This window comes from Klebsiella sp. TF21-TM, from assembly GCF_019753495.1.
Taxonomy (GTDB): Bacteria; Pseudomonadota; Gammaproteobacteria; order Enterobacterales; family Enterobacteriaceae; genus Klebsiella; species Klebsiella quasipneumoniae.
Map to the genome: position 1 here is coordinate 185944 of NZ_JAIJYL010000001.1, position 26022 is coordinate 211965.

A 26022-nucleotide genomic window follows, 5' to 3' on the forward strand; every position below is an offset into this window, starting at 1 on the left:
ATTTAAAGCGAGGGCGTACTTATATTATTGCCGCTGCGCCTCTGCGCGGCTGTCGGGGGCTTCCCGATCGATACTCGGCACTTAAGCCGTTAAATACGGTGTCCTTCACGTTGCTCTGCGTTCTGCTGCTGCATCAATGCAACGTGAATGACTGAGTCTGTCATTTATTTCTTCGCCAGCTCCTGGCTGATGGTCCAGAGCTCCCGGCGTTCCTCACTGCTTAAACCGTGTGTGCGATCGCGAGCTATCAACTCTTCCTGTCGCAGTTCCAGCAGTGAATCAAACATATGGTTGAGCGAGTCGGTGAAGGTTTGTTCAGCGATATCTTTATCTGCTATATCGTCCCACATCGACAGTTTTTCAAGGGTTGCGGCCTCTTTTGTGCCGCGATATTGCTCTAAAAGTTGCCCGGTTGTCAGACCAGGCTGCGCCAGACAGCTTTTCACCAGCTCGCCGAACAGGCTCAGCCCCGGCATTTTGCGCGAGTCCAGCCCTTCCAGCGGTGGGACTAACGGCGCCAGATCCGGGTTTTGCACCAGCAGTCCTATCAGTATACGCATGGTCGTGCGTTTTAGCTGTGGTGCGGGGCGCGGCGCGCCATTTTCCGCCTGTTTTGGCATTAAACGTTCAAGCTGGGCGTCATCTAAAATGCCCAGCTTGTTGCCCAGCTCCTGACGCAAATAGATGCGCAGGGTTTCGCCCGGCACCTGGGTTATCAGCGGCAGCGCCAGCGTGCTCAGCTGCGCGCGCCCGTCCGGCGTGCTGAGGTCGACCTGCGGCAGCAGGCTGTTAAACAAGAACGTGGAGAGCGGCTGAGCCTGCTCCATCCGCGCCTCGAACGCCGCTTTGCCCTCTTTACGCACCAGCGTATCCGGGTCTTCGCCGTCAGGCAGAAACATAAAGCGCAGCTGGCGACCATCGGTCATGTACGGCAGCGCCGTCTCCAGCGCGCGCCAGGCGGCATCGCGGCCGGCCCGGTCGCCGTCGTAGCAGCAGATGACGTTATTGGTCACCCGGAACAGCAGCTGGATATGGTCGGCCGTGGTCGAGGTACCCAGCGAGGCGACAGCATAGTTGATGTCGTACTGCGCCAGCGCCACGACGTCCATATAGCCTTCGACAACCAGCAACCGCGGTGGTTCGGGGTTGTCCTGCTGCGCTTCATACAGGCCATACAGCTGACGGCCTTTATGGAATATGTCGGTTTCCGGGGAGTTGAGATACTTCGGCAGGGCATCGCCCAGCACCCGTCCGCCAAACCCAATCACCCGGCCTCGCTTATCGCGGATGGGAAACATTACCCGTTCGCGGAAGCGATCGTAACTGCGTCCCTGATCGTTGGTGACCAGCATGCCGGCATCAATAAGCGACTGGCGGTTTTCCTGATTGCCGCCAAAACGTTTTAAAACGTTATCCCAACCTGGGGGAGCATAGCCGATGGCAAAGCGCGTAATCACCTCGCTGCTTAACCCCCGTTTTGCCAGGTACTGGCGCGCAGGGTCGGCGGCGGGCTGCATCAGAGACTGTTGATAAAACGTATTCAGACCATCCAGTAACTGGTAGAGGTTCTGCCGTTGATGGCGCTCTATCTGGCTGGGTCCGTTGCCTGCTTCATAAGGCACTTCGAGGTTGTGCATGGCGGCCAGCTCTTCGACCGTTTCCACGAACTCGAGCTTGTCGTAGTTCATCAGGAAATCGATAGCATTGCCGTGCGCCCCGCAGCCGAAGCAGTGGTAAAACTGTTTTTCACCGTTGACGGTGAAAGAGGGGGTTTTTTCGTTATGGAACGGACAGCACGCGTGAAAATTTTTGCCCTGCTTTTTCAGCTTTACCCGCGCATCGATCAGATCGACGATGTCGGTTCTGGCAAGCAGATCGCTAATAAATACACGTGGAATTCGTCCAGCCATAAGCCCCGTTATTTCTGATGACTATAAACGAAAATAAGCCGCGCATTCCTTTCGGAAGCACGGCCTTACAACTACAACTCGGTCTGAATTGAGAGCGTCGCTCTCAACAGATTAGTACAGACGAGTACGGCGTGCGTTTTCGCGAGCCAGTTTCTTCGCGTGACGTTTCACTGCAGAAGCTTTAGCGCGCTTACGTTCGGTAGTCGGTTTTTCATAGAACTCACGACGACGAACTTCCGCCAGAACACCTGCTTTTTCGCAGGAACGCTTGAAGCGACGCAGAGCTACGTCGAACGGCTCGTTTTCACGTACTTTAATTACCGGCATGTGCCTCTCACCTTTGATTAATTCGGTTTGCCGCTGGCCGCAATGCCAGCTTATTTCAAAATGGTGCGGAATTTTACTGCAACTACTGCTGCTTTGTAAAGCACCGGCGCCTTTTTTGAAAGGGACTTTTATAAGGGTGAGGAGTATACACGAAGAGAGCACCAGGGGTGAGCAAAGTTTTACATCGCCGGTCATTGGACCTACACTGCGCGGTATTGAAGCGAGGTAAAACAACTCATGCGTGTACTGGGCATTGAAACATCCTGCGATGAAACCGGCATCGCGATTTATGACGACCAGCAAGGTCTGTTAGCCAACCAACTGTATAGTCAGGTGAAACTGCATGCGGACTACGGCGGCGTGGTGCCGGAGCTGGCATCGCGCGACCACGTGCGCAAAACGGTGCCGCTTATCCAGGCGGCGCTGAAAGAGGCCGGTCTGACGGCGAAAGATATCGATGCCGTCGCCTATACGGCGGGTCCTGGCCTGGTGGGGGCGCTGCTGGTCGGCGCCACCGTGGGCCGGTCGCTGGCCTTCGCCTGGAACGTGCCGGCGATTCCGGTACACCATATGGAAGGGCACCTGCTGGCGCCGATGCTGGAAGATAACCCGCCAGCGTTCCCGTTCGTCGCGCTGCTGGTCTCCGGCGGTCATACTCAGCTGATCAGCGTCACCGGCATCGGCCAGTACGAGCTGCTGGGCGAGTCGATTGACGATGCGGCGGGCGAAGCCTTTGATAAAACCGCGAAACTGCTGGGGCTGGATTATCCCGGCGGGCCGATGCTGTCGAAAATGGCGTCCCAGGGTACTGAAGGCCGCTTCGTCTTCCCGCGTCCGATGACCGACCGTCCGGGGCTGGACTTCAGCTTCTCCGGTCTGAAAACCTTCGCCGCCAATACCATTCGCAGCAACGGCGACGATGAGCAAACCCGCGCCGACATCGCCCGCGCGTTTGAGGATGCGGTCGTCGATACGCTAATGATTAAATGTCGCCGCGCGCTGGAGCAAACCGGCTTTAAGCGTCTGGTGATGGCGGGAGGCGTGAGCGCCAACCGCACCCTGCGGGCGAAGCTGGCGGAGATGATGCAAAAACGCGGCGGCGAGGTGTTCTACGCCCGCCCTGAGTTCTGTACCGATAACGGCGCGATGATCGCCTACGCCGGCATGGTGCGTCTGCAAACCGGCGCCAAAGCCGAGCTCGGCGTGACGGTCCGCCCGCGCTGGCCGCTGGCCGAGCTGCCTGCCGCCTAAAGCGTCCTGACACAGGCCGACGTTACGTCGGCCTGCCTTCCTGACTACTCCATACTTTTACACAGCGAGCAGATGGCGCCCTGATGCTTATGCGAGTGCATCACGTCCGGGCGCTCGTACTCTTCCTCACAGCTAACGCATTGATACACGGTGGTCGAGGCGTTCCCCGCCGCGTCATAGCGCGGTTCGGCGATCCCGTCATCTCTCTGCTTAATGTAGTAGCGCCCGCGGGTGAGGATCCCCATCAGCGGGGTCATGACAAAGGCGACGACCAGCGCAATCAGCGGCGAGAACGGCGCCAGCGTCGTCCCCAGCAGGCCGAAGAAGGCGCAGATCGACAGCCCGGCGGCCAGGCCAAAGGAGACTACGCCCACCGGGTTCACGTTGTAGATCATGCCGCGACGATACTCCGGCTGCGCCGGCGCCAGCTTGAGCAAGCCTTTATTAAAGGTGATGTCGGTCGCCACCACCACGACCCAGGCGATGGCGAAGTTGGAGTAAAAGCCGAGGATCCACGACAGGGCGCTGAACATATCGCCTTCCATCAGCGCCAGGGCAATCGCCAGGTTGACCACCACAAAAATAATCCGCCCCGGATAGCGTTTGGTGGTGCGGGTCCAGGCGCTGGTCCACGCCAGCGAGCCGGAATAGGCATTGGTGACGTTAATTTTGATCTGCGAGATCACCACCAGCACCACCGCCAGCGTCAGAGCCAGCCAGCCGGGCACCAGGTTATCGAAGACGCTGACGAACTGCTGCACCGGTTCGGTATTGTGTACCGCCGGGAAACGGGTCAACAGATAGAAGCCGAGGAAAGCGCCGATAATCTGTTTGATCGCGCCTAGCACCACCCAGCCCGGGCCGGCGGAAAAGACCGCCAGCCACCAGGCTTTACGGTTCTCAGCGGTTTTAGGCGGCATAAAGCGCAGGTAATCAATTTGCTCGCCAATCTGCATGATCAGCGACAGGCATACCCCGGCGCCGAGCATGATGGCGGTGATATCCACCGTCGACGCGCTGTTTTTACCGGCGAAATGCAGGAAGCCGTCCACCAGCTGCGGATCTTTGACAATCAGCCACACCACCGGCACCACCATCAGCACCAGCCACAGCGGAGTGGTCCACACCTGCAGGCGGGTCAGGGCTTTCATGCCATAGACCACCAGCGGGAGCACCATCAGGGTGGCGATCAGATACCCCATCCACAGTGGGATCCCGAGGCCCACCAGCAGCCCCTGGGCCATGATCGAGCCTTCGAGGGCGAAGAAGATAAAGGTGAAGCCGGCAAAAATAATGCTGGTGATCACCGAGCCGAAATAGCCGAAGCCGGCGCTGCGGGTGATCAGGTCAAGGTCAATGTTGTAGCGCGCGGCGGTGATCGCCAACGGAATGCCGGTGAGGAAGATCACCAGCGCCGCCACCAGGATCGAATAGATGGCGTTGCTGGTGCCCCAGGCCATACCGATGCTGGCGCCGATGGAAAAGTCCGCCAGATAGGCGATGCCGCCCAGCGCCGTGACCGCGACGACGCCCGGTCCCCAGCGGCGGAAGCTCAGCGGGGCGTAACGTAAGGTGTAATCTTCTAAGGTTTCCCGGGAGCCGGAAGTCCGCGCGGTCGCGGGTAATTCAGGGTTGAGATCCAGTGATGACATAGTCATTCCTTAATGGTTAGGCATGACTTGAATTAGCAAACCTTATGCCATATTGCAGGGCAGGCGTGGCGGGGAGGGTGGTGCAGGGTGATAGAAGAGAGGGCAGGGGCTGCACCATCCGGACGCGCTTGCGCCCGGCTGGTGCAAAAGGCCTATTTGCCGAGCATGCCTTTGTCTTCGAGGAAGGCAATAATGGTGCTCAGGCCGTCGCCACGCTTCAGGTTGGTGAAGGTCCATGGGCGATCGCCGCGCATACGCTGGGTATCGCTCGCCATCACCTCCAGTGAAGCGCCCACATAGGGGGCAAGGTCGGTTTTATTGATCACCAGAAAATCGGATTTGGTGATCCCCGGCCCGCCTTTGCGCGGGATCTTCTCCCCTTCGGCCACGTCGATAACATAGATGGTCAGATCCGCCAGCTCCGGGCTGAAGGTGGCGCTCAGGTTATCGCCGCCGCTTTCCACGAAGATAAGGTCGAGGTTACCGAACTTTTCACTCAGCGCTTCCACCGCGGCGAGGTTCATCGAGGCATCTTCACGGATCGCCGTGTGCGGGCAGCCGCCGGTTTCCACCCCGACAATGCGTTCAGGCGCCAGCGCGCCCGCTTCAGTGAGGATGCGCTGATCTTCTTTGGTGTAGATGTCGTTGGTGACCACCGCCAGCTGCCAGGTATCGCGCATCGCTTTGCACAGCGCTTCCAGCAGGGCGGTTTTACCGGAGCCGACCGGGCCGCCAACGCCGACGCGCAGCGGGTGTTTATAAGAATTCATGGCTTCTCCTAGGAACGGAATAATCGGGAGTATTGGGTTTCATGCCGGGCAGAGGCGATGGCGGCGAGCGGCGTGGCCGATCCGATATCGCCGTCCGGCGCGGCCAGCGCGCGGGGCATCGCCGCCGCGTAGTGGTCGCAAAGACGTAAAATCAGCTGTTGAGCGGCCTGCTGGCCGAAGGGCACCAGCTTAACGCCGGCCATCACGGCGCTCTCAATCCAGCTGTAGCCCAGGCTTAGGGCCATCTCGGGCAGCGCGATGCGCCAGCGCACGCCGAGCCAGGCCATCCCGGCGAGCTGGCTTTGCTGGCACAGCGTGCGCCACGGCGGTGGACAGTCCGGCTGCCAGTCGCCAAGCAGGCGGGCAAACGCCGCGCCGCGGTTGCGCTCTTCCTCCCGCAGTTCACGGGTCTCCCGGCAGGCCAGCAGATAAGCCGTCCAGCGCCGGGCCGCGGCGATATCGCCTTGTTCGCAGGCGCAGTACAGGCGGGCGAACAGCGGCAGGTCGACGGTAAAAAAGCCTTCCGTCATCTGCCGTCGCTGCCAGCGCTCGAAGGCCGCGACGTCCGGCACCCATCCGGCTTCCACAGCCCACTCCAGCCCCTGGGACCAGCTGTAACCCCCTACCGGCAGGTTGCTGCTGGCCAGCTGCATCAGCCGCAGACGTTGTTCCGCTGTCGACATGCTAGTGGCTGTGAGCGTGGTGGTCATGATGAGCATGATGATGACCGTGGCTTTCGCTGGCGTAAGCGCCGGCTTCCGGCTCGAACGGCAGCTGGCCAAAGGTCACCGTCAGGCCGAACTGGCGCAGCATATCGTCCAGCACGTGATCGTGATGGTAGCGCAGCTCGCCCGGCATGATCTGCAGCGGTACGTGACGATTGCCGAGGTGGTAGCAGGCCTTCGCCAGCATAAACGGATCGTCGCAGCGCACCACCGACACCCCTTCATCAGCGGCAATCACCTGCACAAATTCGGTGCCGTCTTCGTTGCTGAGCACATCGCCGCCGCGCAGCAGCAGCCCGCGGGGCAGCAGCAGGCCGGCTTCCCGGCCATCGTTGAGGGTGACTTTTACCCGGCTTTTGACGCGAACATCAATCGGCAGCGTAACGCTGGCGGTCGCGGCGGCGGGGGTCTCCAGACGTTGAGTTAAATAAAGCATCCGCTCTCCTTAAAACAGAAAATAACGTTGCGCCATCGGCAGAACCTCTGCCGGCTCGCTGGTGATGAGTTCGCCATCCACCCGCACCTCATAAGTCTGCGCGTCGACGGTGATGTTAGGCTGCAGGCTGTTGTGCACCATGTCGGCTTTCTGCACCGTACGGCAGCCTTTCACCACGGCGATCGCGCTGCGCAGGTTCAGCCGCTCGGCAACGCCGTTGTCCGCCGCCGCCTGCGACAGGAAGGTGAGTCGGCAGTGATGGCGGGCGCTGCCCAGCGCGCCAAACATCGGACGGTAGTGCACCGGCTGCGGGGTTGGAATTGAGGCATTGATATCGCCCATCGGCGCGATGGCGATCATGCCGCCTTTGATCACGGTGGCCGGTTTCACGCCGAAGAAGGCAGGCGACCAGACCACAAGGTCCGCCAGCTTACCCACCTCAATGGAGCCGACTTCGTGTGCGATGCCGTGGGTCAGCGCCGGGTTGATGGTGTATTTGGCGATGTAGCGCTTCACGCGGAAGTTGTCGTTATCCCCTGTCTCCTCCGCCAGCGCTCCGCGCTGCACCTTCATGCGGTGCGCCACCTGCCAGGTGCGGAGAACCACTTCCCCGACGCGGCCCATGGCCTGCGAATCCGAGGAGGTGAGCGAGAAGGCGCCAAGGTCGTGCAGCACGTCTTCCGCAGCGATGGTTTCCCGGCGAATGCGCGACTCGGCAAAGGCCACGTCCTCGGCGATGTCCGGGTCCAGATGGTGGCAGACCATCAGCATATCGAGATGTTCATCGATGGTGTTAAGGGTGTAGGGCAGCGTTGGGTTGGTGGAGGACGGCAAAATGTTCGGGTGGGCGCAGGCGGTGATGATATCCGGCGCATGGCCGCCGCCGGCCCCTTCGGTATGGAAGGTGTGAATGGTGCGCCCGCCGATGGCGGCGAGGGTATCTTCCACAAAACCGGACTCATTGAGCGTGTCGCTGTGCAGCGCGACCTGAATATCCATCTCATCGGCGACGGTTAACGCGCAGTCGATCGCCGCTGGGGTGGCGCCCCAGTCCTCATGGATCTTCAGGCCAATAACGCCCGCCGCCACCTGCTCGCGCAGAGCGTCCGGCTGAGAAACGTTGCCCTTTCCCAGCAGGCCGATATTGACCGGCAGGCTGTCGGCCGCCTGCAGCATGCGTGAGATATACCATGGCCCCGGGGTGCAGGTGGTGGCATGGGTACCCGCCGCCGGGCCGGTGCCGCCGCCGACCATGGTGGTCACGCCGGAGACCAGCGCCTCTTCCGCCTGCTGCGGACAGATCCAGTGAATATGGGTATCGATCCCGCCGGCGGTGACGATTTTTCCTTCGGCGGCAATGACTTCCGTCGCGGCGCCGATGGGGATGGTGACGTTGGGCTGAATGTCGGGGTTGCCGGCTTTGCCGATGGCGAAGATCCGACCGTCCTTCACACCGATATCGGCCTTAACGATCCCCCAGTGATCGACGATCAGCGCATTGGTGAGCACCAGGTCGACACAGTCGGCGGCCAGCATCTGTCCCTGACCCATCCCGTCGCGGATCACTTTGCCGCCGCCGAATTTGACCTCTTCCCCATAGGTGGTCAAATCGTCCTCCACCTCTATCCACAGCTCGGTATCGGCCAGGCGCACCTTGTCGCCAATGGTGGGGCCGAACATGTCGGCATAGGCCTGGCGTGAAATATTACTCATCGTTTGCCTCCAGAGGGCCCATGACCTCGCCGCGGAAGCCGAAAACGGCGCGGTGACCGGCGAAGGCCACCAGCTCAACCTCGCGTTTCTGGCCAGGTTCAAAGCGTACCGCCGTGCCGGCCGGGATATTCAGGCGATAGCCGGTGGCCTGCTGACGGTTGAACTTCAGCGCCGGGTTGACCTCGGCGAAATGGTAGTGCGAACCGACCTGAATCGGCCGATCGCCGTGGTTTTCAACGACCACGCGACAGGTCGCCCGGCCGGTGTTGAGGGCTATCTGGCCGGGCTTAACGTGATATTCACCGGGGATCATGGCGCTACCTCAGATAATCGGGTTGTGAACGGTGACCAGCTTCGAGCCGTCCGGGAAGGTGGCTTCGACCTGGATATCCGGGATCATTTCCGGGACGCCCTCCATTACCTGCTCGCGGGTCAGGACGTGACGGCCTTCCTCCATCAGCGAGGCCACGCTTTTGCCGTCGCGGGCACCTTCCATAATAAAGGCGCTGATCAGGGCCACGGACTCCGGATAGTTGAGCTTCAGGCCGCGGGCCAGGCGGCGTTCCGCCACCAGCGCGGCGGTAAACAGCAACAGCTTGTCTTTTTCTCGGGGGGTCAGTTCCATAACGTTCTCTTAAGTCAGCCAGATTCGGGGAAGTACGGGGGATTTGCCGGTGAGATGAGGGCGCAGAAACTGCCAGACGTCGCGCATCACCTGCTGGCAAACCAGATTATCGTCACTGAGGAAGCGCACCGTCAGCAGGCGGTCGGTCAGGCTGGCGCCGGCGTAGAGGCCGAGCGGCGCCAGCGCGTCGCGCACCCCGTCGAGCAGGGCATCGGTTGCCGGATAGCACAGCAGCGTGCCGACCCAGGGGCGTCCGGCGACGCTGGACAGCTCTCCCTCCTGCAGGTGCAGGCGCTCGACCAGCAGCGGCTCATCGTCCACCCATACCTCCAGCCGGTTGCTGAGGGTGCCGTGGCTGAAGGTTTCGCCGATCACCGGGCGGCCAAGGCAGAGCAGATCCCAGGCCAGCAGCGTGCTGGAGGCACAAAGGTGAAAGGTGGTGGACAGCCGGGCGTTCGCCCCGGGAAAGAAGATGGCATCCTGCGGGAGCCACTCCAGGGTCGCCTGCGGGGCGAGGGTCAACCGCTGGCGCAAAAGCGCTTGCGCGCCGCTGCTGCGGTAAAACTTGCTGGCGCCAGGCATGGTTATCAGGGTATGGCAGCCGGGATCAAGGTGGGCGCTAATCGTCAGCTCATCACCGCCGACGATGCCGCCGGGGGGGTGAAGCAGATAGAGATGACAGGTCTCTTCTTCCGGGTAAAACGGGCGCTGGACGGTCAGCGGGCCGACGTGTTGGGCGCTGGCGAGAACGGTCTTGCCGCCGGCCTGCTGAAAGCGCAGATCCAGCGTGGCCTGCCAGCCTTTTTTGAGTGGTGGTAACACGGTGCCGTGCAATGTTGCGCCCCTGCAAAATCAAGATAAAACAGCAGCAATGAGTATTGATCGGCGGGAGATTATCCCGGTCATACGAAACGCTTATGTCATCTGTTACCCGGAGCGTCGCATCGGGCGCGAGGGGAAAGCGGCATAACCGCTCCGGATTATTCACCCGGATAATCATTGCCGTCAATATCCTGAACCGTTGCCTGGCCGCGGCGGAAAAGGCGTCAGCGCGGTTCACGCCGCGCCGCCGGTCGCTGGCGGGAATTTTGCTGTGGGTCGCCGCTAACGCATTGTTACAAAAGGGGGATGTGGCGATGATCGCCAATCATGATGACGTAAGGCGAAAGAGCGGGTGAGACCGCTAAATAGAATCGGGGATCCCTCCGGCTGGGGTGGCCGGGAGGGGAGATTACTTCTCTTCTGGCGTTTTTTTCTTCTTCACCCGCGTCCAGATTTTGCTCTCCTGGCGGCGCCACAGACGCTGAATGTTGTCGTGATGGCGCAGCAGGATCAGGCAGGAGAGCATCGACACCGGGAAGGTGTACTGCGGTTTGAACCACCAGACGTAGAACGGAGCGATCAGCGCGCTGACGATAGCGCCAAGGGAAGAGTAACCGCTGAGCAGGATGGTCAGCAGCCAGGTCCCGGCCATCACGCCGGTCAGGTCGAGGCCGATGGGGGCGATAGCGCCGAAGGCCGTGGCGACGCCTTTACCGCCGCGGAAATGAAAGAAGACTGGCCAGATGTGGCCCACGCAGGCGGCAATCGCCACTAAACCCAGCCAGAACGGCGTCAGGCCCAGCGCCCAGGCGCCCCATACCGGCAACATGCCCTTCAGCACATCAAAAATAAGTACCGCTACGGCCGCCCCTTTTCCGCCGATTCGTAGTACGTTAGTGGCCCCGGGGTTGCCTGAGCCGCTGTCGCGTGGGTCGGGCAGGCCAGCAAGGCGACATACCAGAATGGCGCTGGAAATGGAGCCGCAGAGGTAGGCGAGGAGTACCAGTCCAGGCGCGATTGCACTCATAACGCTGTTCCGTTTTGAAAATGTCGTTGTATTCTCTGCATCTGTGGATAATACGCATAATTCGCCGGAAGTGGTATCCGGTTTAGCTAAAAAGCAGGCAGGGCGTGATGGATATTGTATTTATAGAGCAACTTTCGGTAATCACCACCATTGGTGTTTATGACTGGGAACAAACCATTGAACAGAAGCTGGTGTTCGATATCGAAATTGCATGGGATAACCGCAAGGCGGCCGCCAGCGATGATGTCAGCGATTGCCTTAGCTATGCTGATATCAGCGAGCGCGTCATCGCGCATGTTGAGGGGGGAAAATTCGCGTTAGTGGAGCGGGTGGCGGAAGAGGTGGCCGACCTGCTGCTGGAGACATTCCAGTCGCCATGGGTGCGCATTAAAGTCAGCAAACCTGGCGCCGTGGCTCGCGCGGCAAACGTCGGGGTGATTATTGAACGTGGCCTTAATCTGAAACAAAACTTTTCAGGTCATACTTGTTAAACAAATTGCGTTTATACCGGTCATAGCATCCGGTCATCAGGCAATTTTACTGGCGATCTCCTACCAGAACGGCAGGTGAATCCTTGTGTACGCCGTGTACGCTGCGGATTGCGCGCCCTCTGGCAGCCGGGTTATGCCTGTTGAACGATACCGTGTTCCTGGTTTTTTTCATTTTACTTTTTTAAAGGGTTTAATTGGATGAGCGATATACACTCGCTGCTGGTGGCGGCAATATTGGGTGTGGTTGAGGGGTTAACAGAATTTTTACCTGTTTCCAGTACCGGTCATATGATTATTGTTGGTCACCTGCTGGGGTTTGAAGGTGATACGGCAAATACCTTTGAAGTGGTTATTCAGCTAGGCTCGATACTCGCCGTGGTGGTGATGTTCTGGCGTCGCCTGTTCGGCCTGATCGGCATCCATTTCGGCAAGCCGCCGGCGCATGAAGGCAAGGGCAGCGGTCGCTTATCGCTTATCCATATCCTTCTCGGTATGATCCCCGCGGTGGTGATGGGGCTTATTTTCCACGACACCATTAAGTCTTTGTTTAACCCGGTAAACGTGATGTACGCCCTGATTGTCGGCGGTGTGCTGTTAATTGCGGCGGAAGTGCTGAAGCCGAAACAGCCGCGCGCGGTCGGGATTGACGATATGACCTATCGTCAGGCATTCGTTATCGGCTGCTTCCAGTGCCTGGCGCTGTGGCCGGGCTTCTCCCGCTCAGGGGCGACCATCTCCGGCGGCATGCTGATGGGCGTCAGCCGCTACGCGGCGTCGGAGTTCTCATTCCTGCTGGCGGTACCGATGATGATGGGCGCCACGGTGCTGGACGTCTACAAGAGCATCGGCTTCCTCAACATGGGCGATGTTCCGATGTTTGCCGTCGGCTTCGTGATGGCGTTTATCGTGGCGCTGATTGCGATTAAAACCTTCCTGCAACTGATCAAACGGATCTCGTTCATTCCGTTCGCTATCTACCGCTTTATCGTCGCGGCAGCGGTTTACGTGGTCTTTTTCTAAGGCCATCGCCCTCAGCCTTGCGGCTGGGGGCAACGCTGTTCCTTCCACTGCGCCACCGCCGCAATTCTCCGCCGCGTCAGCTCCTCGCGAATTTCCGCCCCTTTAAAGCCCGCCGCTACCACCTCTTTGGTGGAGACCGACTGCGCCACTTCCCAGGCTTCCAGCAGCAGGCGCCCCTGCGGATAATCGCTGGCCTCAAAGCCGGTGCGCCCGCGGACGTCGGCTTCGCTGGTGAGGGCGATCTGTTGCACGCGCTGCGGTTTACGCCAGGCGTCAATGCTGTCGAAAAGTTTGACGAGGGTTTTTGGCTGCAGGATCGGCAGGGTGTGGATCAGATCATGGTACTCCGCCACCAGTTTCGCGAGATCGCGGATATCGTTCGGCACCCGCAGACGCGCGCAGAGCTGCTCCACCAGCTTGACTCCCGCCGGGCCATGGCCGTGGTGACGCGGCCAGAGCGCTTTCGGCGTCAGCCCTTTGCCGAGGTCATGGCACAGGGTGGCGAAGCGCACCTCGACGTCCGGCGATAGCATCGCGGCCATCGTGACGGTCATCAGGGTGTGCAGGCCGGTATCGATTTCCGGGTGCCATTTGGCCGGGGCCGGCACGCCGTACAGGGCGTCAATCTCCGGGAACAGCACCTTGAGGGCCTGGCAGTCGCGCAGCGTCTGGAAAAAGACCTGCGGGTTGCGGGTGGTCAACGCGCTTTCCGTCTCTTTCCACACCCGCTCCGGCGTTAAATGGGCCAGTTCGCCAGCCTCAACCATGGCGGCCATCAGGGTCTGGGTCTCTTCGGCGATGCGAAAACCGAGATGGGCATAGCGGGCGGCAAAGCGCGCCACGCGCAGCACGCGCAGCGGGTCTTCGCTAAAGGCGGGAGAGACATGGCGCAGCAGGCGCTGGCGGAGATCGTTTTGTCCGCCGTAGGGGTCGATAATCGTGCCGTCGGCATCCTGGGCGAGGGCGTTGACCGTCAGGTCGCGGCGTAGCAGATCCGCTTCAAGAGTGACGTCCGGGGCGGCATAGCAGGTAAAACCGGTATAGCCTGCGCCGGATTTGCGCTCGGTGCGGGCCAGGGCATACTCTTCCCGGCTTTGCGGATGAAGGAACACGGGAAAGTCGCGGCCTACCTGCTGATAGCCCGCGTCAAGCATCTGTTGCGGGGTGGCGCCCACCACCACCCAGTCTCGGTCTTTGACCGGCAGTCCTAACAGCGCGTCGCGCACCGCACCACCGACCAGATAACTCTTCACGCCTGATTCTCCCGTATCTGTTTTTCGCAAGATGATACGTAAGTCTGGCAGAGAAGACGAATTAGTTCATCCACCGGTCTTTACGTTTGCGGCTTGGCACCAGATGCGGCAGCACCAGACCCAGCAGCAAACCGACGCCCAGCACGCCGCCGCCGTACATAAACCACTGCATGATAATGGTGCGCTGTTTATCATCAAGCTGCAGATTCGCCGCATTCACCTTCTTCTGCGCGACAACCAGCTCGTTTTTCAACTTTTGGTTCTCGTCTTTCAACGCGTTGATCACGCTGTCGCTGCCGGCGACTTTCTTCTGCATATCCGCCGTGCGCTGGTTCCAGGTGGCGTCGATATTATTCAGCTTATCGGTCAGCGTTTTGACCTGGTTTTCCAGATCCGGGACGCGGGTGCGCAGGCTGGGCTCGTTGCTCAGCTCTTTCAGCGGGATCCAGGCGGTACGCCCATTCGCGTCGCGGATCTGCGCGTAACTGGTGCTGTCGTTGGTTTGCAGCACCGACACTTCTTCCCCGGCGTTGATGGTGCCGACCAGACGATAATTATCGCCCGGGCCGCTGCGAACCCAGGTGTTCAGCTCATCGGAAACGTAGCGCTTTTCTTCTGCGTGAACCGCCGTGGCGGCGCTAAGCGCGAGCAAAGTAAAAGTAATCAGGCGTAATTTTGGCATCAGGTCATCGTTTGGTCATAAAAAGTGGAACGATAGTAGAGGCATCGCCAGAGCGACGCAAAGTTTTCCACCACAATCGGAATCATCCAAGAGGTGGCCCGGCAAAAAGCGCGTTGCATGGCGATTCGCCGCAAAATACTATCTACTGACAAAAAATATCGTCGTAAGTTCGCCGCAATTTGTCGGCGCAGCACAGAAGCGGAAGAATTCAGTCATGGCTCAAGAAATCGAACTTAAGTTTATCGTCGCTCAGGATGGGGTAGAGACGCTGCGCGAGCAGCTCAATGCGCTCGAGGCGAAACATACGCCCGCGGGCCAGTTGCTGAACATTTACTATGAAACCGCCGATAACTGGCTGCGTCGTCACGACATGGGGCTGCGCATTCGCGGCGACCAGGGGCGTTATGAGATGACGCTGAAAATCGCCGGTCGGGTGGTGGGCGGCCTGCACCAGCGCCCGGAATACAATATTCCACTGGATAAACCGGAACTGGCGCTTGAGCGCCTGCCGGCGGAGGTCTGGCCGCAAGGGGAACTTCCAGCCGCGCTGGCGGAGCATGTGCAACCGCTGTTCAGCACCGACTTTGCCCGTGAGCGCTGGGTGATCCAGGAAGGAAAGAGTGAAATTGAGATTGCCCTCGATCGCGGCGAAGTGAAGGCGGGCGAGCATCAGGAGCCGATCTGCGAGCTGGAGCTGGAGCTGCTCGCCGGGGAGACCGCCGATCTGCTGCGCCTCGCGCAGCGTTTGCTGGAGAGCGGCGTCCTGCGTCAGGGGAGCCTGAGCAAAGCCGCGCGCGGGTATCATCTGGCGCAAGGCAACGACGAGCGCCCGGTAACCCGGCTGGCGGTGCTGCCGGTGGCGGCGAAGGCCAGCGTGGAGCAGGGGCTGGAGGCGGCGCTGGAGAGCGCCCTGGCGCACTGGCTGTATCACGATGAGGTCTGGCTGCGCGGCAACGCGAAAGCCAAAGCGGAAATCCTGCTGGCGATAGCCCGCGTGCGCCATGCGCTGGTGCTGTTCGGCGGCATCGTGCCGCGGAAGGCGACCACCCACCTCCGCGCGTTGCTGAACGACGCCGAAGCGGCGCTGCTGGCCGCGGACACCGCCGATGAGACGTTATTCCGCACCGAGGTCGTCGCCGCCAAACTGGCGCTGACCGAATGGCTGGTCCAGCGCGGCTGGCGTCCGTTCCTCAACGAGGCGGGAGAGAAAAAAATAGCCGGATCGTTCAAACGGTTTGCCGATATTCACCTTTCCCGTACGGCGGCTGAGCTGCGCGGCGCCGTGCAGCACCTGGCGGTGGAGGATGCCGCCGACCAGCTGCCGAAGCTGGCGCGCGACATCGACAGCGTCCAGTTGCTGGCGGGCGCCTATGGCGACGCCGTCGCGCCGTGGCTGGAGAACTGGCAGGAACTACAGCGTGCGATAGAGCATGACGACCGCAGCGTCTTTGAATATTTCCGTCGCCAGGCGCTGGCTGCCGAGCCGTTCTGGCTGCATAGTGGAAAACGATAATTACAGGCCAGGGAGCCCCTATGATGCCGCTTTCTTCGCAGTTACAGCAGCACTGGCAGACGGTCGCTGACCGCCTGCCAGCGGATTTCCCCGTCGCCGAACTGAGCCCGCAGGCCAGGTCGGTGATGGCGTTCAGTGATTTTGTCGAACAGAGTGTGATCGCCCAGCCAGGCTGGCTGAACGAGCTTGCCCAGTCTTCACCGGAGGCGGAAGAGTGGCGGCATTATGAGACCTGGCTGCAGGAACGCCTGCAGGCGGTGGCTGACGAAGCGGGGTTGATGCGAGAGCTGCGTCTTTTCCGCCGTCATATGATGGTCCGCATCGCCTGGGCGCAGGCGCTGTCGCTGGTAAGCGAAGAAGAGACGCTGCAGCAGTTGAGCGTCCTGGCGGAGACCCTGATTGTCGCCGCCCGCGACTGGCTGTACGCCGCCTGCTGTAAAGAGTGGGGAACGCCCTGCAATGCCGAGGGCCAGCCGCAGCCGCTGCTGATCCTCGGGATGGGAAAGCTGGGCGGCGGCGAGCTGAACTTCTCTTCCGATATCGATCTGATTTTTGCCTGGCCCGAGCATGGCGCCACCCGCGGCGGCCGCCGCGAGCTGGATAACGCCCAGTTCTTTACCCGCCTGGGGCAGCGGCTTATCAAGGCGCTCGACCAGCCGACGCAGGACGGCTTTGTTTATCGGGTGGACATGCGCCTGCGGCCGTTTGGCGACAGCGGGCCGCTGGTGCTCAGCTTTGCGGCGCTGGAGGATTATTACCAGGAGCAGGGCCGGGACTGGGAACGCTACGCGATGGTGAAAGCGCGGATCATGGGCGATAACGACGACGCCTACGCCAGCGAGCTGCGCGCGATGCTTCGCCCCTTCGTCTTCCGCCGCTATATCGACTTCAGCGTGATCCAGTCGCTGCGTAACATGAAAGGCATGATCGCTCGCGAAGTGCGGCGTCGCGGGCTGAAAGACAACATCAAGCTCGGCGCCGGCGGGATCCGTGAAATTGAGTTTATCGTGCAGGTCTTTCAGCTGATCCGCGGCGGTCGCGAACCTGCGCTGCAGCAGCGGGCGCTGCTGCCGACGCTGGCGGCGATTGATGAGCTGCATCTGCTGCCGGAAGGCGACGCGACGCTGCTGCGCGCGGCCTATCTGTTCCTGCGCCGGCTGGAAAATCTGCTGCAGAGCATCAACGATGAGCAGACTCAGACTCTGCCGCAGGATGAACTGAACCGCGCCAGGCTGGCGTGGGGGATGCATACCGACGACTGGGAGACGCTGAGCGCGCAGCTGGCGAGCCATATGGCCAGCGTGCGGCGGGTGTTTAATGAGCTGATCGGCGATGATGAGGCCCAGTCGCCGGATGAGCAGTTGGCGGAGTACTGGCGCGAACTGTGGCAGGATGCGCTGGAAGAAGATGACGCCAGCCCGGCGCTGGCGCATTTAAACGACGCCGACCGCCGCAGCGTGCTGGCGCTGATTGCTGATTTCCGTAAAGAGCTGGATCGGCGCACCATCGGCCCGCGAGGCCGCCAGGTGCTGGATCAACTGATGCCGCATCTGCTGAGCGAAATCTGCTCGCGCGCCGATGCGCCTCTGCCTCTGGCGCGGATCACGCCGCTGTTGACCGGGATCGTCACTCGCACCACCTATCTTGAGCTACTGAGCGAATTCCCCGGCGCGCTGAAGCACCTGATTACGCTCTGCGCGGCGTCGCCGATGGTCGCCAGCCAGCTGGCGCGCCACCCGCTGCTGCTTGATGAACTGCTGGATCCCAACACCCTCTATCAGCCGACGGCGACCGATGCCTATCGCGACGAGCTGCGCCAGTATCTGCTGCGCGTGCCGGAAGAGGATGAAGAGCAGCAGCTGGAGGCACTGCGCCAGTTCAAGCAGGCGCAGCAGCTGCATATCGCCGCGGCGGATATCGCCGGCACGCTGCCGGTGATGAAGGTCAGCGATCACTTAACCTGGCTTGCCGAAGCGATCCTCGACGCGGTGGTGCAGCAGGCATGGGGACAGATGGTGGCCCGCTACGGCCAGCCGACCCACCTGCACGATCGCCAGGGGCGCGGCTTCGCCGTCGTCGGCTACGGCAAGCTCGGCGGCTGGGAGCTGGGCTACAGTTCCGATCTCGACCTGGTGTTCCTCCATGACTGCCCGGCGGAGGTGATGACCGACGGCGAGCGGGAGATCGACGGCCGTCAGTTCTACCTGCGGCTGGCTCAGCGGATCATGCACCTGTTCAGCACCCGCACCTCGTCCGGTATTCTCTACGAAGTTGACGCCCGGCTGCGCCCTTCCGGCGCGGCGGGGATGCTGGTCACCACCGCCGACGCGTTTGCCGACTATCAGCAGAACGAAGCCTGGACATGGGAGCATCAGGCGCTGGTGCGCGCTCGCGTGGTCTATGGCGACCCGGCGCTGCAGGCGCGATTTGACGCCATTCGTCGCGATATCCTGACCACCGCGCGGGATGGCGCGACCCTGCAGACCGAAGTTCGCGAGATGCGTGAGAAGATGCGCGCCCACCTCGGCAATAAACATGCCGATCGTTTTGATATCAAAGCCGATGCCGGTGGGATCACGGATATTGAATTTATTACCCAGTATCTGGTCCTACGCTATGCCAGCGACAAGCCGAAGTTGACCCGCTGGTCTGATAACGTGCGTATTCTCGAGCTGCTGGCGCAGAACGACATCATGGACGAGGAGGAAGCGCGAGCCTTAACGCACGCGTACACCACCTTGCGTGATGCGCTCCATCACCTGGCCCTGCAGGAGCTGCCGGGACACGTGGCGCCAGAGGCATTCAGCCGGGAGCGTGAGCAGGTCAGCGCCAGCTGGCAGAAGTGGCTGATGGCTTAACTATAAAATCGGGTGTGCTATTATCGCGCGCAAAGTTTGCGTCTCGCAGGAGAGAGTCATGAAAGTAACGCTGCCGGAGTTTGAACGTGCAGGAGTGTTGGTGGTGGGTGATGTGATGCTGGACCGCTACTGGTACGGCCCCACCAGTCGTATTTCCCCGGAAGCCCCGGTGCCGGTGGTGAAGGTGGAAAATATCGAAGAACGTCCTGGCGGCGCGGCAAACGTAGCGATGAACATCGCCTCCCTGGGGGCGACGTCGCGCCTGGTGGGATTGACCGGGATTGATGACGCCGCCCGCGCGCTGAGCCAGGCGCTGGCCAACGTCAATGTGAAGTGCGACTTTGTCTCCGTCCCGACACACCCGACCATCACCAAGCTGCGGGTGCTGTCGCGCAACCAGCAGTTGATTCGCCTCGACTTTGAAGAGGGCTTTTCCGGCGTTGATCCGCAGCCGATGCACGAGCGCATTCAGCAGGCGCTGGGCTCGATTGGCGCGCTGGTTCTCTCGGACTACGCTAAAGGGGCGCTGACCAGCGTCCAGACGATGATCAAGCTCGCCCGTGAAGCAGGCGTCCCGGTGCTGATCGATCCGAAAGGTACCGATTTCGAACGCTATCGCGGCGCAACGCTGCTCACGCCGAACCTCTCTGAGTTTGAAGCGGTGGTGGGCAAGTGCCAGAATGAAGCGGAGATCGTTGAGCGCGGCATGAAGCTCATCGCCGAATTCGAACTGTCAGCGCTGCTGGTGACGCGCTCTGAGCAGGGGATGACGCTGCTGCAGCCGGGGCGTCCGCCGCTGCATATGCCGACCCAGGCCCAGGAAGTGTACGATGTCACCGGCGCCGGCGACACGGTGATTGGCGTGCTGGCGGCGACCCTGGCCTCCGGCAATACCCTGGAAGAGGCCTGCTATTTCGCCAACGCCGCGGCGGGCGTGGTGGTTGGCAAGCTGGGGACCTCCACCGTTTCTCCTGTCGAGCTGGAAAATGCGGTTCGCGGCCGGGCTGAGACTGGCTTCGGCGTGATGAGCGAAGAGGAACTCAAACAGGCGGTTGCGGCAGCGCGCAAGCGCGGCGAGAAAGTGGTTATGACCAACGGCGTCTTCGACATTCTGCACGCCGGCCATGTCTCCTATCTGGCGAATGCGCGCAAACTGGGCGACCGTCTGATCGTGGCGGTCAACAGCGATGCCTCCACCAAACGTCTGAAAGGCGAAACCCGCCCGGTGAACCCGCTGGAGCAGCGGATGATCGTGCTGGGGGCGCTGGAGGCGGTCGACTGGGTGGTCTCCTTCGAAGAAGATACACCGCAGCGCCTGATTGCCGGGATCCTGCCGGATCTGCTGGTCAAAGGCGGCGACTACAAACCGGAACAGATCGCCGGCAGTGAAGAGGTCTGGGCGAACGGTGGCGAAGTGCTGGTGCTCAACTTTGAAGATGGGTGCTCAACCACCAACATTATTAAGAAAATACAGAAAGATAGCGAAAAATAACCGTTTCGCTATTCACCCACCAGAACGGTGCGGCATCACGGCCTGCGATAGCGATATCGCGGGCCGTTTTTATTTAATGATGTGGAAAATGATATGGCGCAATAAATAATCACATTAAGCGCATTTTTCGTACAAATGGCGTTAAGGTAAGCGTAAATACTGAAGTGAGTAAAAGGCATATGACTGATCAGAACATCCACCGCTGAAGGAGTATGCGCATGAACCATAACGATATGTATTCAATGAAGAATTTTGATTTTTTGGCGCGGAGTTTCGCCAGAATGCACGCCCAGGGCCAGCCAGTTGATCTTCAGGCCATCGTCGGCAATATGGATGAAGAACATCGTGAATGGTTTTGCCAGCGCTATGAACTGTACTGTCGTCAGGTGAACAGCCCGGCGGAAGCCGCACACTAAGCCAACGCAAACGGGCCCCTGAGGGCCCGTTTTTTTACTGCTGCTCTTCGCTGCCAGGCGTCGTCGCCGGGCGGTTTTCAAGGTCATTCAGGCGCTGTTCCAGCAGCGCCAGTTTTTCGCGGGTCCGCAGCAGAACCTGAGTCTGCACGTCAAACTCTTCGCGGCTAACCAGATCCAGACGGGTCAGCTGCGACTGCAGCGCCTGGCGGATTTTCTTCTCAACATCCTCACCCAGATCGCGAAGTCCTTTTGGCATCGACTCATGGACCTGGCGGGCGATTTGTTCAATTTTTTTCGGGTCAATCATGGTGGTTTCCTGCTCGGGTCGGATGATTGATCATTGTAGTGCGAACCAGGCCGCCTATAAACCAGAAATGTTTGAAGCTTATGCATTGCCGAGGATAGTCAATAGCGTTATAGTTATCTCGCTTATTCTCAGGGCGGGGCGAAATTCCCCACCGGCGGTAAATCAACCATGGCGTTGAAAGCCCGCGAGCGCTTCCCGTGACTACGGGAAGGTCAGCAGATCCGGTGTAATTCCGGGGCCGACGGTTAAAGTCCGGATGGGAGAGAGTAACGGCACAGTCGGGCCCAGGCCCGCTCGCGTTGACTTTTGCCGCTAAACCGGCGCTCCTAAGACTGCCCTGATTCTGGTAACCATAATTTTAATGAGGTTTTTTTACCATGAATCAGACGCTCCTTTCTTCTTTTGGTACCGCTTTTGAACGTGTGGAACACGCTTTAAACGCCCTGCGCGAAGGCCGCGGCGTGATGGTGCTTGACGATGAAGACCGTGAAAACGAAGGCGATATGATTTTCGCCGCCGAAACCATGACCGTAGAGCAGATGGCGCTGACCATTCGTCACGGCAGCGGCATTGTGTGCCTGTGCCTGACCGAAGATCGCCGTAAACAGCTGGATCTGCCGATGATGGTGGAGAACAACACCAGCGCCTACGGCACCGGCTTTACCGTCACCATCGAAGCGGCCGAAGGCGTGACCACTGGCGTTTCCGCTGCCGACCGCGTGACCACCGTCCGCGCGGCGATTGCCGACGGCGCGAAACCTTCCGATCTCAACCGTCCTGGCCACGTTTTCCCGCTGCGGGCGCAGCCGGGCGGCGTACTGAGCCGCGGCGGCCACACCGAAGCCACTATCGACCTCGTGACTCTCGCCGGCTTCAAACCGGCAGGCGTGCTGTGCGAGCTGACCAATGACGATGGCACTATGGCCCGCGCGCCGGAGTGCATCAAGTTCGCTCAGCAGCACAATATGGCAGTGGTCACGATTGAAGATCTGGTGGCCTATCGTCGCGAACATGAGCGTAAAGCCAGCTAATCAGCGGCTGACAACGCCAGTGAAAACAGCCCACTTTTTAGTGGGCTGTATTGTTTCTGCGCCTTAACCGATGCCCATCGTCTGGAGCACCACCAGGCTTAGCCCCATCACCGACATCCCGCACAGGACGCCATAGCTCGGGTTGCTTTGCGGATCGATCTCTTTTGCCAGCGGCATCAGTTCATCGACCGACAGCGCCACCATAATCCCGGCGACGGCGGCCATGATCGCGCCCATGACCAGCGGCGAGACCAGGCTGCCCAGAATCAGCCACGCCAGCACGCCGCCTAAAATCTCCGCCATGCCGGAAAGACCGGCCCAGAGCACCGCCTTGCTGCGCGATCCGGTAGCGGCATATACCGGCCCGGCAACCGCCAGACCTTCAGGAATATTGTGCAGGGCAACGGCAAGCGCCACTCCCATGCCAAGCTCGAGGTTGTTGCTGGCCGTGACATAGGTGGCGATGCCTTCCGGAAAATTATGCAGGCTGATACCCAGCGTCAGCAAAATGGCGGTGCGGCGTAAATTGCGCGGCCGCGGCGCGGCGGGGGTCATCAGATCCTGCGGGTGGGCGTGCGGCAGCAGGCGATCGAGACCAAAGTAGCCCAGCAGGCCGACAACAAACATTCCGTAGCCGAGCAGCGGCGACATGCCCTCGGCGGCCAGCGCGGCAGGCAGCATTTCCATCAACGAAATCAACAGCATGATCCCGGCGGCAAAGCCGAGGGAGAAGCCAAGCAGGCGGTTAGAGGGTTTCTGGCCAATCACGCCGAATATGGCGCCAATAAAGGTTGCGCTACCGGCTAACAGCGTCAATATTAAGGGTGATGACATCGCTTCTCTCCCTGCGAAAATAAGTGCATACGAGTATATTGCCTGAGGATGCGCGTACGGGACAGCTCCCTTTACCGCGAATTACATTCAAATTTTCTGACGATCATCATCATGGTTATCTGAGTTTATCCTGGCGCAAAAGCGCGTAATGTGAGCACATCACATTGACACCCTAAGGATATCATCATGTCCCGTACCCGAATGCCCGCGTTGTTCCTCGGCCATGGCAGCCCAATGAACGTGCTGGAAGACAATCGCTATACCCGCGCCTGGGCTCACCTGGGCGAAACCCTGCCGCGTCCGAAAGCGATCGTGGTGGTCTCTGCGCACTGGTTCACGCGCGGTACGGGCGTGACGGCGATGGAGGCCCCGAAGACCATTCACGACTTCGGCGGCTTCCCGCAGGCGCTGTATGACACCCATTACCCGGCTCCGGGTTCCCCGGCGCTGGCGCAACGACTGGTGGAGTTGCTCTCGCCGGTGCCGGTCACCCTCGATAAAGAAGCCTGGGGATTTGACCATGGTTCATGGGGCGTGCTGATTAAGATGTATCCGCAGGCGGATATCCCGATGGTTCAGCTGAGCATCGACAGCACCAAACCGCCGGCCTGGCATCTCGAAATGGGGCGGAAGCTGGCCTCGCTGCGTGATGAAGGCATTATGCTGGTGGCCAGCGGCAACGTGGTGCATAACCTGCGTACCGCCCGCTGGCATGGCGAGAACACGCCGTATCCGTGGGCGGAGTCCTTCAACAACTACGTGAAGGCGAATCTGCAGTGGCAGGGCCCGGACGATCAGCACCCGCTGGTTAACTACCTGGCACATGAAGGGGGCTCGCTCTCCAACCCAACGGCGGAGCATTTCCTGCCGCTGTTATATGTCCTGGGGGCGTGGGACGGCGTTGAGGCGATTTCGACCCCGGTCGATGGCATCGAGATGGGCTCGTTGAGTATGCTGTCGGTGGTGGTTGGCGCCTGATAGATTGTGCTCCGGCGGCGGTATCGTCGCCGGAGCGCGACATTATTCGACGAAAATGTGCGGATAGAAGCGCGACAGATCCTGGGTAATCAGCGCCCGGTCTTCACGAATGCCGATCCCGGCGGGCTGATCGTTGATGAGCCAGCTGCCAATCAGCGTGTAGCTGTCACCAAACTTCGGCAGCGGGTAAAATTCCTGCACGATTGTGCCTTCTTCTCCGTACGGGCCTTCCACGGCTTCCAAAACTTTGCCATTCTCAACGATCGACACGTTGGCGCCTTCGCGGGAGAAGATTGGCTTAATGACGTACTTCTCCATCTCCGGATGGGCATCTTCGCTGAAGTAAGCCGCCAGCAGATTCGGATGATTAGGGAACATTTCCCACAGCATCGGCAGCAGCGCTTTGTTGGAGATGATGCTCTTCCACGCCGGCTCCAGCCAGCGGACGCCGGCGTCTTCCAGCTTGGTGGAAAACATCTCCCGCAGCATAAACTCCCACGGATAGAGCTTGAACAGGTTGCCAATCACCTGATCCTGGAGATCGGTAAACTGGCCTTTTTCACCCAGACCAATATCTTCGATGTAGAGGAATTCCGTCGCCAGCCCCGCCTCGGCGGCGCAGTCCTGCAGATATTGCACGGTGCCGCGATCTTCAACGGTATCGCGGCAGCAGGCCATATGCAGCAGCTGGAAGCCAAACTGCTCGCGCAGCTCACCGAAGCGATCGATTAGCTTTTCCTGCAGGCTGTTGAACTGATCGCTGCCCGCCGGCAGCTTGCCGGCGTTGAGCTGGTCTTCCAGCCAGATCCACTGGAAGAAGGCCGCTTCATACAGCGAGGTCGGCGTGTCGGCATTGTTCTCCAGCAGCTTCGGCTCGCCGACGCCATCCCAGGCCAGGTCGAGACGTGAGTAGAGCGACGGCTGGTTGGTTTTCCACGACTGGCGCACAAAGCCCCAGGTGTGTTTAGGGATGCGGAATTTGGCCATCAGCTCATCGCTGGCGATCACTTTTTCCACCACCTGAAGACACATCTGATGCAGCTCGGCGGTGACCTCCTCCAGCTTTTCCACCTGGGCGAGGGTCAGCTTGTAATAAGCCTCTTCGCTCCAGTAGGGCTCGCCGTACATGGTGTGGAAGTTGAAGCCGTATTCGGTCGCTTTCTCGCGCCAGTCCGGGCGCTCGGTAATGCTGACTCTTTCCATGTTGCTTAGCCGCCCATTGAGCGAGAAGAGGAGGTGGAGCCTGCGGCGCTACGCTGCATGGTCGACTGCTTCGCCACCGACTCGCCGAAGCCCCCGCGGGTGACGGTGGTGGTGGTCGCTGGCTTCGGCGCCATCGCGGTTTTCGGCACGTTCATGGTGCGGCCCGGCTGGGCGGCGCCATAGCTCTTGCCGCTGGCGTCAGTGTACTGACCGTAGGCCGGGCTGGCCGGGTTTTTGGAGCTGAACAGCGGCTGCTGTTGCGCCATGCCGCCGCCCATCAGGCGGCCCATCATGTAGCCGGCCATCAGCGGCATCCAGAAGCTGCCGCTGCTTTGCGCCTGCGCCTGGTTTTCCGGGGCGACGCCCGCCTGGGCAGGCGTTTGCTGGCACTGGCCTTCGCCAAACTCGGCGACGCAGTCTTCGCGGGTGGCATATTTCGGCGCGGTGCGCTCTGCCTCTTTCACCGCGTTGGTGTAGGCCGTGGTGCATTCGGCTGCTTTGCCCGGGTTGGCGGCGGAGCAGTCATCGGCGTTCTGGTACAGCGAGACCGTTTCGTCGCTTTTTTCACAACCGGCAAGCATAAAGACCGCGGTGACGGCCAGGGCGACCGGCGTCAGGTGGCGTGCGCTCCAGCTTTTGCGGAACGACGAATGATTAATATTTTTTGTCCGTTTCATATTTGTCTT

27 protein-coding genes, 2 pseudogenes and 1 riboswitch are annotated in these 26022 nt (G+C 60.3%); of the genes and pseudogenes, 10 read left to right on the forward strand and 19 right to left on the reverse strand.

Translation table 11 applies throughout. The features are described from left to right. Window positions 1-164: 164 nt before the first annotated feature. Window positions 165-1910 (reverse strand): DNA primase, encoded by a 1746-nt coding sequence (dnaG, locus tag K5R89_RS00945; RefSeq protein WP_017899733.1) that lies wholly within the window; start codon window positions 1908-1910, stop codon window positions 165-167. Between the two features lie 111 nt (window positions 1911-2021). Then, complete coding sequence (gene rpsU / locus K5R89_RS00950; RefSeq protein ID WP_001144069.1) at window positions 2022-2237, reverse strand: 30S ribosomal protein S21; 216 nt, start codon at window positions 2235-2237, stop codon at window positions 2022-2024. Window positions 2238-2474: 237 nt separating this feature from the next. Between rpsU and tsaD the strand changes: the two genes are divergently transcribed. Beyond that, window positions 2475-3488 (forward strand): tRNA (adenosine(37)-N6)-threonylcarbamoyltransferase complex transferase subunit TsaD, encoded by a 1014-nt coding sequence (tsaD, locus tag K5R89_RS00955; protein ID WP_002916879.1) that lies wholly within the window; start codon window positions 2475-2477, stop codon window positions 3486-3488. A 44-nt stretch (window positions 3489-3532) separates the two neighbouring features. Here tsaD and K5R89_RS00960 read toward each other — a convergent pair whose 3' ends face one another. The 8 genes from K5R89_RS00960 to K5R89_RS00995 all read right to left on the reverse strand — a co-directional run bounded on the left by K5R89_RS00960 (window position 3533) and on the right by K5R89_RS00995 (window position 10243). Beyond that, the gene (locus tag K5R89_RS00960) at window positions 3533-5140 is read right to left on the reverse strand and encodes a cytosine permease (protein WP_032454090.1); all 1608 of its coding nucleotides are present in this window, start codon (window positions 5138-5140) and stop codon (window positions 3533-3535) included. A gap of 152 nt (window positions 5141-5292) precedes the next feature. Further along, window positions 5293-5910: an urease accessory protein UreG gene (gene ureG, locus K5R89_RS00965; RefSeq protein ID WP_023291043.1), complete on the reverse strand. Its 618-nt coding sequence runs from the start codon at window positions 5908-5910 to the stop codon at window positions 5293-5295. An 8-nt stretch (window positions 5911-5918) separates the two neighbouring features. Continuing rightward, a complete protein-coding gene (locus K5R89_RS00970; RefSeq protein ID WP_064155332.1) occupies window positions 5919-6593 on the reverse strand; it encodes an urease accessory protein UreF in 675 nt (224 codons plus the stop codon). Window position 6594: 1 nt separating this feature from the next. Further along, window positions 6595-7071: an urease accessory protein UreE gene (gene ureE / locus K5R89_RS00975; RefSeq protein WP_017899736.1), complete on the reverse strand. Its 477-nt coding sequence runs from the start codon at window positions 7069-7071 to the stop codon at window positions 6595-6597. Window positions 7072-7080: 9 nt separating this feature from the next. After that, on the reverse strand, window positions 7081-8784 hold the full coding sequence (gene ureC / locus K5R89_RS00980; RefSeq protein WP_023291041.1) for an urease subunit alpha: 1704 nt from the start codon (window positions 8782-8784) through the stop codon (window positions 7081-7083). After that, window positions 8777-9097: an urease subunit beta gene (locus K5R89_RS00985; protein ID WP_023291040.1), complete on the reverse strand. Its 321-nt coding sequence runs from the start codon at window positions 9095-9097 to the stop codon at window positions 8777-8779. Before K5R89_RS00985 ends, ureC begins: the two co-directional genes overlap by 8 nt. 9 nt (window positions 9098-9106) lie before the next feature. After that, window positions 9107-9409 (reverse strand): urease subunit gamma, encoded by a 303-nt coding sequence (locus tag K5R89_RS00990; protein WP_002916871.1) that lies wholly within the window; start codon window positions 9407-9409, stop codon window positions 9107-9109. Between the two features lie 9 nt (window positions 9410-9418). Then, on the reverse strand, window positions 9419-10243 hold the full coding sequence (locus K5R89_RS00995; protein ID WP_072420625.1) for an urease accessory protein UreD: 825 nt from the start codon (window positions 10241-10243) through the stop codon (window positions 9419-9421). On the opposite strand from K5R89_RS00995, the gene K5R89_RS01000 reads away from it, so the two are divergent. Then, a complete protein-coding gene (locus K5R89_RS01000) occupies window positions 10233-10379 on the forward strand; it encodes a hypothetical protein (RefSeq protein ID WP_032428993.1) in 147 nt (48 codons plus the stop codon). The genes K5R89_RS00995 and K5R89_RS01000 overlap by 11 nt on opposite strands. A gap of 10 nt (window positions 10380-10389) precedes the next feature. Here K5R89_RS01000 and K5R89_RS27745 read toward each other — a convergent pair. Further along, a pseudogene (locus K5R89_RS27745) lies at window positions 10390-10491 on the reverse strand (hypothetical protein); the annotation flags it as partial. Between the two features lie 149 nt (window positions 10492-10640). Then, window positions 10641-11258, reverse strand: a complete 618-nt coding sequence (plsY, locus tag K5R89_RS01010; protein WP_004205257.1) for a glycerol-3-phosphate 1-O-acyltransferase PlsY — start codon at window positions 11256-11258, stop codon at window positions 10641-10643. Between the two features lie 107 nt (window positions 11259-11365). On the opposite strand from plsY, the gene folB reads away from it, so the two are divergent. Then, window positions 11366-11749: a bifunctional dihydroneopterin aldolase/7,8-dihydroneopterin epimerase gene (gene folB, locus K5R89_RS01015; protein ID WP_004150923.1), complete on the forward strand. Its 384-nt coding sequence runs from the start codon at window positions 11366-11368 to the stop codon at window positions 11747-11749. Between the two features lie 198 nt (window positions 11750-11947). Continuing rightward, a complete protein-coding gene (gene bacA / locus K5R89_RS01020; protein ID WP_023291038.1) occupies window positions 11948-12769 on the forward strand; it encodes an undecaprenyl-diphosphate phosphatase in 822 nt (273 codons plus the stop codon). A gap of 11 nt (window positions 12770-12780) precedes the next feature. On the opposite strand, the gene K5R89_RS01025 is transcribed toward bacA, so the two are convergent. After that, window positions 12781-14022 (reverse strand): multifunctional CCA addition/repair protein, encoded by a 1242-nt coding sequence (locus tag K5R89_RS01025; protein WP_023291037.1) that lies wholly within the window; start codon window positions 14020-14022, stop codon window positions 12781-12783. Between the two features lie 61 nt (window positions 14023-14083). Beyond that, window positions 14084-14704 (reverse strand): TIGR04211 family SH3 domain-containing protein, encoded by a 621-nt coding sequence (locus K5R89_RS01030; protein ID WP_023291036.1) that lies wholly within the window; start codon window positions 14702-14704, stop codon window positions 14084-14086. A 214-nt stretch (window positions 14705-14918) separates the two neighbouring features. Between K5R89_RS01030 and K5R89_RS01035 the strand changes: the two genes are divergently transcribed. The 3 genes from K5R89_RS01035 to hldE are packed head-to-tail and all read left to right on the forward strand — an operon-like array spanning window position 14919 to window position 20567. Continuing rightward, on the forward strand, window positions 14919-16217 hold the full coding sequence (locus K5R89_RS01035; RefSeq protein WP_217259131.1) for an inorganic triphosphatase: 1299 nt from the start codon (window positions 14919-14921) through the stop codon (window positions 16215-16217). Window positions 16218-16237: 20 nt separating this feature from the next. Beyond that, window positions 16238-19075, forward strand: a complete 2838-nt coding sequence (gene glnE / locus K5R89_RS01040) for a bifunctional [glutamate--ammonia ligase]-adenylyl-L-tyrosine phosphorylase/[glutamate--ammonia-ligase] adenylyltransferase (protein WP_075206861.1) — start codon at window positions 16238-16240, stop codon at window positions 19073-19075. A gap of 58 nt (window positions 19076-19133) precedes the next feature. Beyond that, the gene (gene hldE / locus K5R89_RS01045) at window positions 19134-20567 is read left to right on the forward strand and encodes a bifunctional D-glycero-beta-D-manno-heptose-7-phosphate kinase/D-glycero-beta-D-manno-heptose 1-phosphate adenylyltransferase HldE (RefSeq protein ID WP_023291033.1); all 1434 of its coding nucleotides are present in this window, start codon (window positions 19134-19136) and stop codon (window positions 20565-20567) included. Window positions 20568-20647: 80 nt separating this feature from the next. On the opposite strand, the pseudogene K5R89_RS01050 reads toward hldE, so the two are convergent. Continuing rightward, window positions 20648-20794: pseudogene (locus K5R89_RS01050) on the reverse strand (hypothetical protein); the annotation flags it as partial. On the opposite strand from K5R89_RS01050, the gene glgS reads away from it, so the two are divergent. Next, window positions 20786-20983 carry a cell surface composition regulator GlgS gene (gene glgS, locus K5R89_RS01055; RefSeq protein ID WP_004205248.1) on the forward strand — a complete coding sequence of 66 codons (198 nt, stop codon included), beginning with the start codon at window positions 20786-20788 and terminating at the stop codon, window positions 20981-20983. The pseudogene K5R89_RS01050 and the gene glgS sit on opposite strands and share 9 nt — an antisense overlap. A gap of 34 nt (window positions 20984-21017) precedes the next feature. Here the strand turns inward: glgS and K5R89_RS01060 are convergent, their stop codons facing one another. Then, window positions 21018-21290 carry an accessory factor UbiK family protein gene (locus tag K5R89_RS01060; RefSeq protein ID WP_004174355.1) on the reverse strand — a complete coding sequence of 91 codons (273 nt, stop codon included), beginning with the start codon at window positions 21288-21290 and terminating at the stop codon, window positions 21018-21020. Between the two features lie 120 nt (window positions 21291-21410). Further along, window positions 21411-21562, forward strand: a riboswitch (FMN riboswitch). A gap of 105 nt (window positions 21563-21667) precedes the next feature. Between K5R89_RS01060 and ribB the strand changes: the two genes are divergently transcribed. Next, window positions 21668-22321, forward strand: coding sequence for a 3,4-dihydroxy-2-butanone-4-phosphate synthase (gene ribB, locus K5R89_RS01065; protein WP_217259130.1), 654 nt, complete (start codon window positions 21668-21670; stop codon window positions 22319-22321). Between the two features lie 63 nt (window positions 22322-22384). Here the strand turns inward: ribB and zupT are convergent, their stop codons facing one another. Continuing rightward, the gene (gene zupT, locus K5R89_RS01070; RefSeq protein WP_023291032.1) at window positions 22385-23155 is read right to left on the reverse strand and encodes a zinc transporter ZupT; all 771 of its coding nucleotides are present in this window, start codon (window positions 23153-23155) and stop codon (window positions 22385-22387) included. Between the two features lie 186 nt (window positions 23156-23341). Here zupT and ygiD point away from each other — a divergent pair, with 186 nt between their 5' ends. Beyond that, a complete protein-coding gene (ygiD, locus tag K5R89_RS01075) occupies window positions 23342-24133 on the forward strand; it encodes a 4,5-DOPA dioxygenase extradiol (protein WP_004205244.1) in 792 nt (263 codons plus the stop codon). A gap of 42 nt (window positions 24134-24175) precedes the next feature. Here the strand turns inward: ygiD and K5R89_RS01080 are convergent, their stop codons facing one another. Beyond that, entirely contained in the window at window positions 24176-25336 is a 1161-nt protein-coding gene (locus tag K5R89_RS01080; protein ID WP_023291031.1) for a glutathionylspermidine synthase family protein, read from the reverse strand. A gap of 5 nt (window positions 25337-25341) precedes the next feature. Then, window positions 25342-26013, reverse strand: a complete 672-nt coding sequence (locus tag K5R89_RS01085) for a DUF1190 family protein (protein WP_002916849.1) — start codon at window positions 26011-26013, stop codon at window positions 25342-25344. Between the last annotated feature and the right edge of the window lie 9 nt (window positions 26014-26022).

What these genes read in the sequence shown, in the direction of transcription:
- folB (WP_004150923.1), top strand. Translation starts at nt 11,366, where the DNA reads ATGGATATTGTATTTATAGAGCAACTTTCGGTAATCACCACCATTGGT.
- K5R89_RS01080 (WP_023291031.1), bottom strand. Translation starts at nt 25,336, where the DNA reads ATGGAAAGAGTCAGCATTACCGAGCGCCCGGACTGGCGCGAGAAAGCG.
- ureE (WP_017899736.1), bottom strand. Translation starts at nt 7,071, where the DNA reads ATGCTTTATTTAACTCAACGTCTGGAGACCCCCGCCGCCGCGACCGCC.
- K5R89_RS01035 (WP_217259131.1), top strand. Translation starts at nt 14,919, where the DNA reads ATGGCTCAAGAAATCGAACTTAAGTTTATCGTCGCTCAGGATGGGGTA.
- K5R89_RS01085 (WP_002916849.1), bottom strand. Translation starts at nt 26,013, where the DNA reads ATGAAACGGACAAAAAATATTAATCATTCGTCGTTCCGCAAAAGCTGG.
- K5R89_RS00990 (WP_002916871.1), bottom strand. Translation starts at nt 9,409, where the DNA reads ATGGAACTGACCCCCCGAGAAAAAGACAAGCTGTTGCTGTTTACCGCC.
- K5R89_RS01030 (WP_023291036.1), bottom strand. Translation starts at nt 14,704, where the DNA reads ATGCCAAAATTACGCCTGATTACTTTTACTTTGCTCGCGCTTAGCGCC.
- K5R89_RS00985 (WP_023291040.1), bottom strand. Translation starts at nt 9,097, where the DNA reads ATGATCCCCGGTGAATATCACGTTAAGCCCGGCCAGATAGCCCTCAAC.
- bacA (WP_023291038.1), top strand. Translation starts at nt 11,948, where the DNA reads ATGAGCGATATACACTCGCTGCTGGTGGCGGCAATATTGGGTGTGGTT.
- zupT (WP_023291032.1), bottom strand. Translation starts at nt 23,155, where the DNA reads ATGTCATCACCCTTAATATTGACGCTGTTAGCCGGTAGCGCAACCTTT.
- ureC (WP_023291041.1), bottom strand. Translation starts at nt 8,784, where the DNA reads ATGAGTAATATTTCACGCCAGGCCTATGCCGACATGTTCGGCCCCACC.
- ribB (WP_217259130.1), top strand. Translation starts at nt 21,668, where the DNA reads ATGAATCAGACGCTCCTTTCTTCTTTTGGTACCGCTTTTGAACGTGTG.
- glgS (WP_004205248.1), top strand. Translation starts at nt 20,786, where the DNA reads ATGAACCATAACGATATGTATTCAATGAAGAATTTTGATTTTTTGGCG.
- dnaG (WP_017899733.1), bottom strand. Translation starts at nt 1,910, where the DNA reads ATGGCTGGACGAATTCCACGTGTATTTATTAGCGATCTGCTTGCCAGA.
- glnE (WP_075206861.1), top strand. Translation starts at nt 16,238, where the DNA reads ATGATGCCGCTTTCTTCGCAGTTACAGCAGCACTGGCAGACGGTCGCT.
- hldE (WP_023291033.1), top strand. Translation starts at nt 19,134, where the DNA reads ATGAAAGTAACGCTGCCGGAGTTTGAACGTGCAGGAGTGTTGGTGGTG.
- ygiD (WP_004205244.1), top strand. Translation starts at nt 23,342, where the DNA reads ATGTCCCGTACCCGAATGCCCGCGTTGTTCCTCGGCCATGGCAGCCCA.
- K5R89_RS01060 (WP_004174355.1), bottom strand. Translation starts at nt 21,290, where the DNA reads ATGATTGACCCGAAAAAAATTGAACAAATCGCCCGCCAGGTCCATGAG.
- tsaD (WP_002916879.1), top strand. Translation starts at nt 2,475, where the DNA reads ATGCGTGTACTGGGCATTGAAACATCCTGCGATGAAACCGGCATCGCG.
- K5R89_RS00970 (WP_064155332.1), bottom strand. Translation starts at nt 6,593, where the DNA reads ATGTCGACAGCGGAACAACGTCTGCGGCTGATGCAGCTGGCCAGCAGC.
- plsY (WP_004205257.1), bottom strand. Translation starts at nt 11,258, where the DNA reads ATGAGTGCAATCGCGCCTGGACTGGTACTCCTCGCCTACCTCTGCGGC.
- ureG (WP_023291043.1), bottom strand. Translation starts at nt 5,910, where the DNA reads ATGAATTCTTATAAACACCCGCTGCGCGTCGGCGTTGGCGGCCCGGTC.
- K5R89_RS00960 (WP_032454090.1), bottom strand. Translation starts at nt 5,140, where the DNA reads ATGTCATCACTGGATCTCAACCCTGAATTACCCGCGACCGCGCGGACT.
- rpsU (WP_001144069.1), bottom strand. Translation starts at nt 2,237, where the DNA reads ATGCCGGTAATTAAAGTACGTGAAAACGAGCCGTTCGACGTAGCTCTG.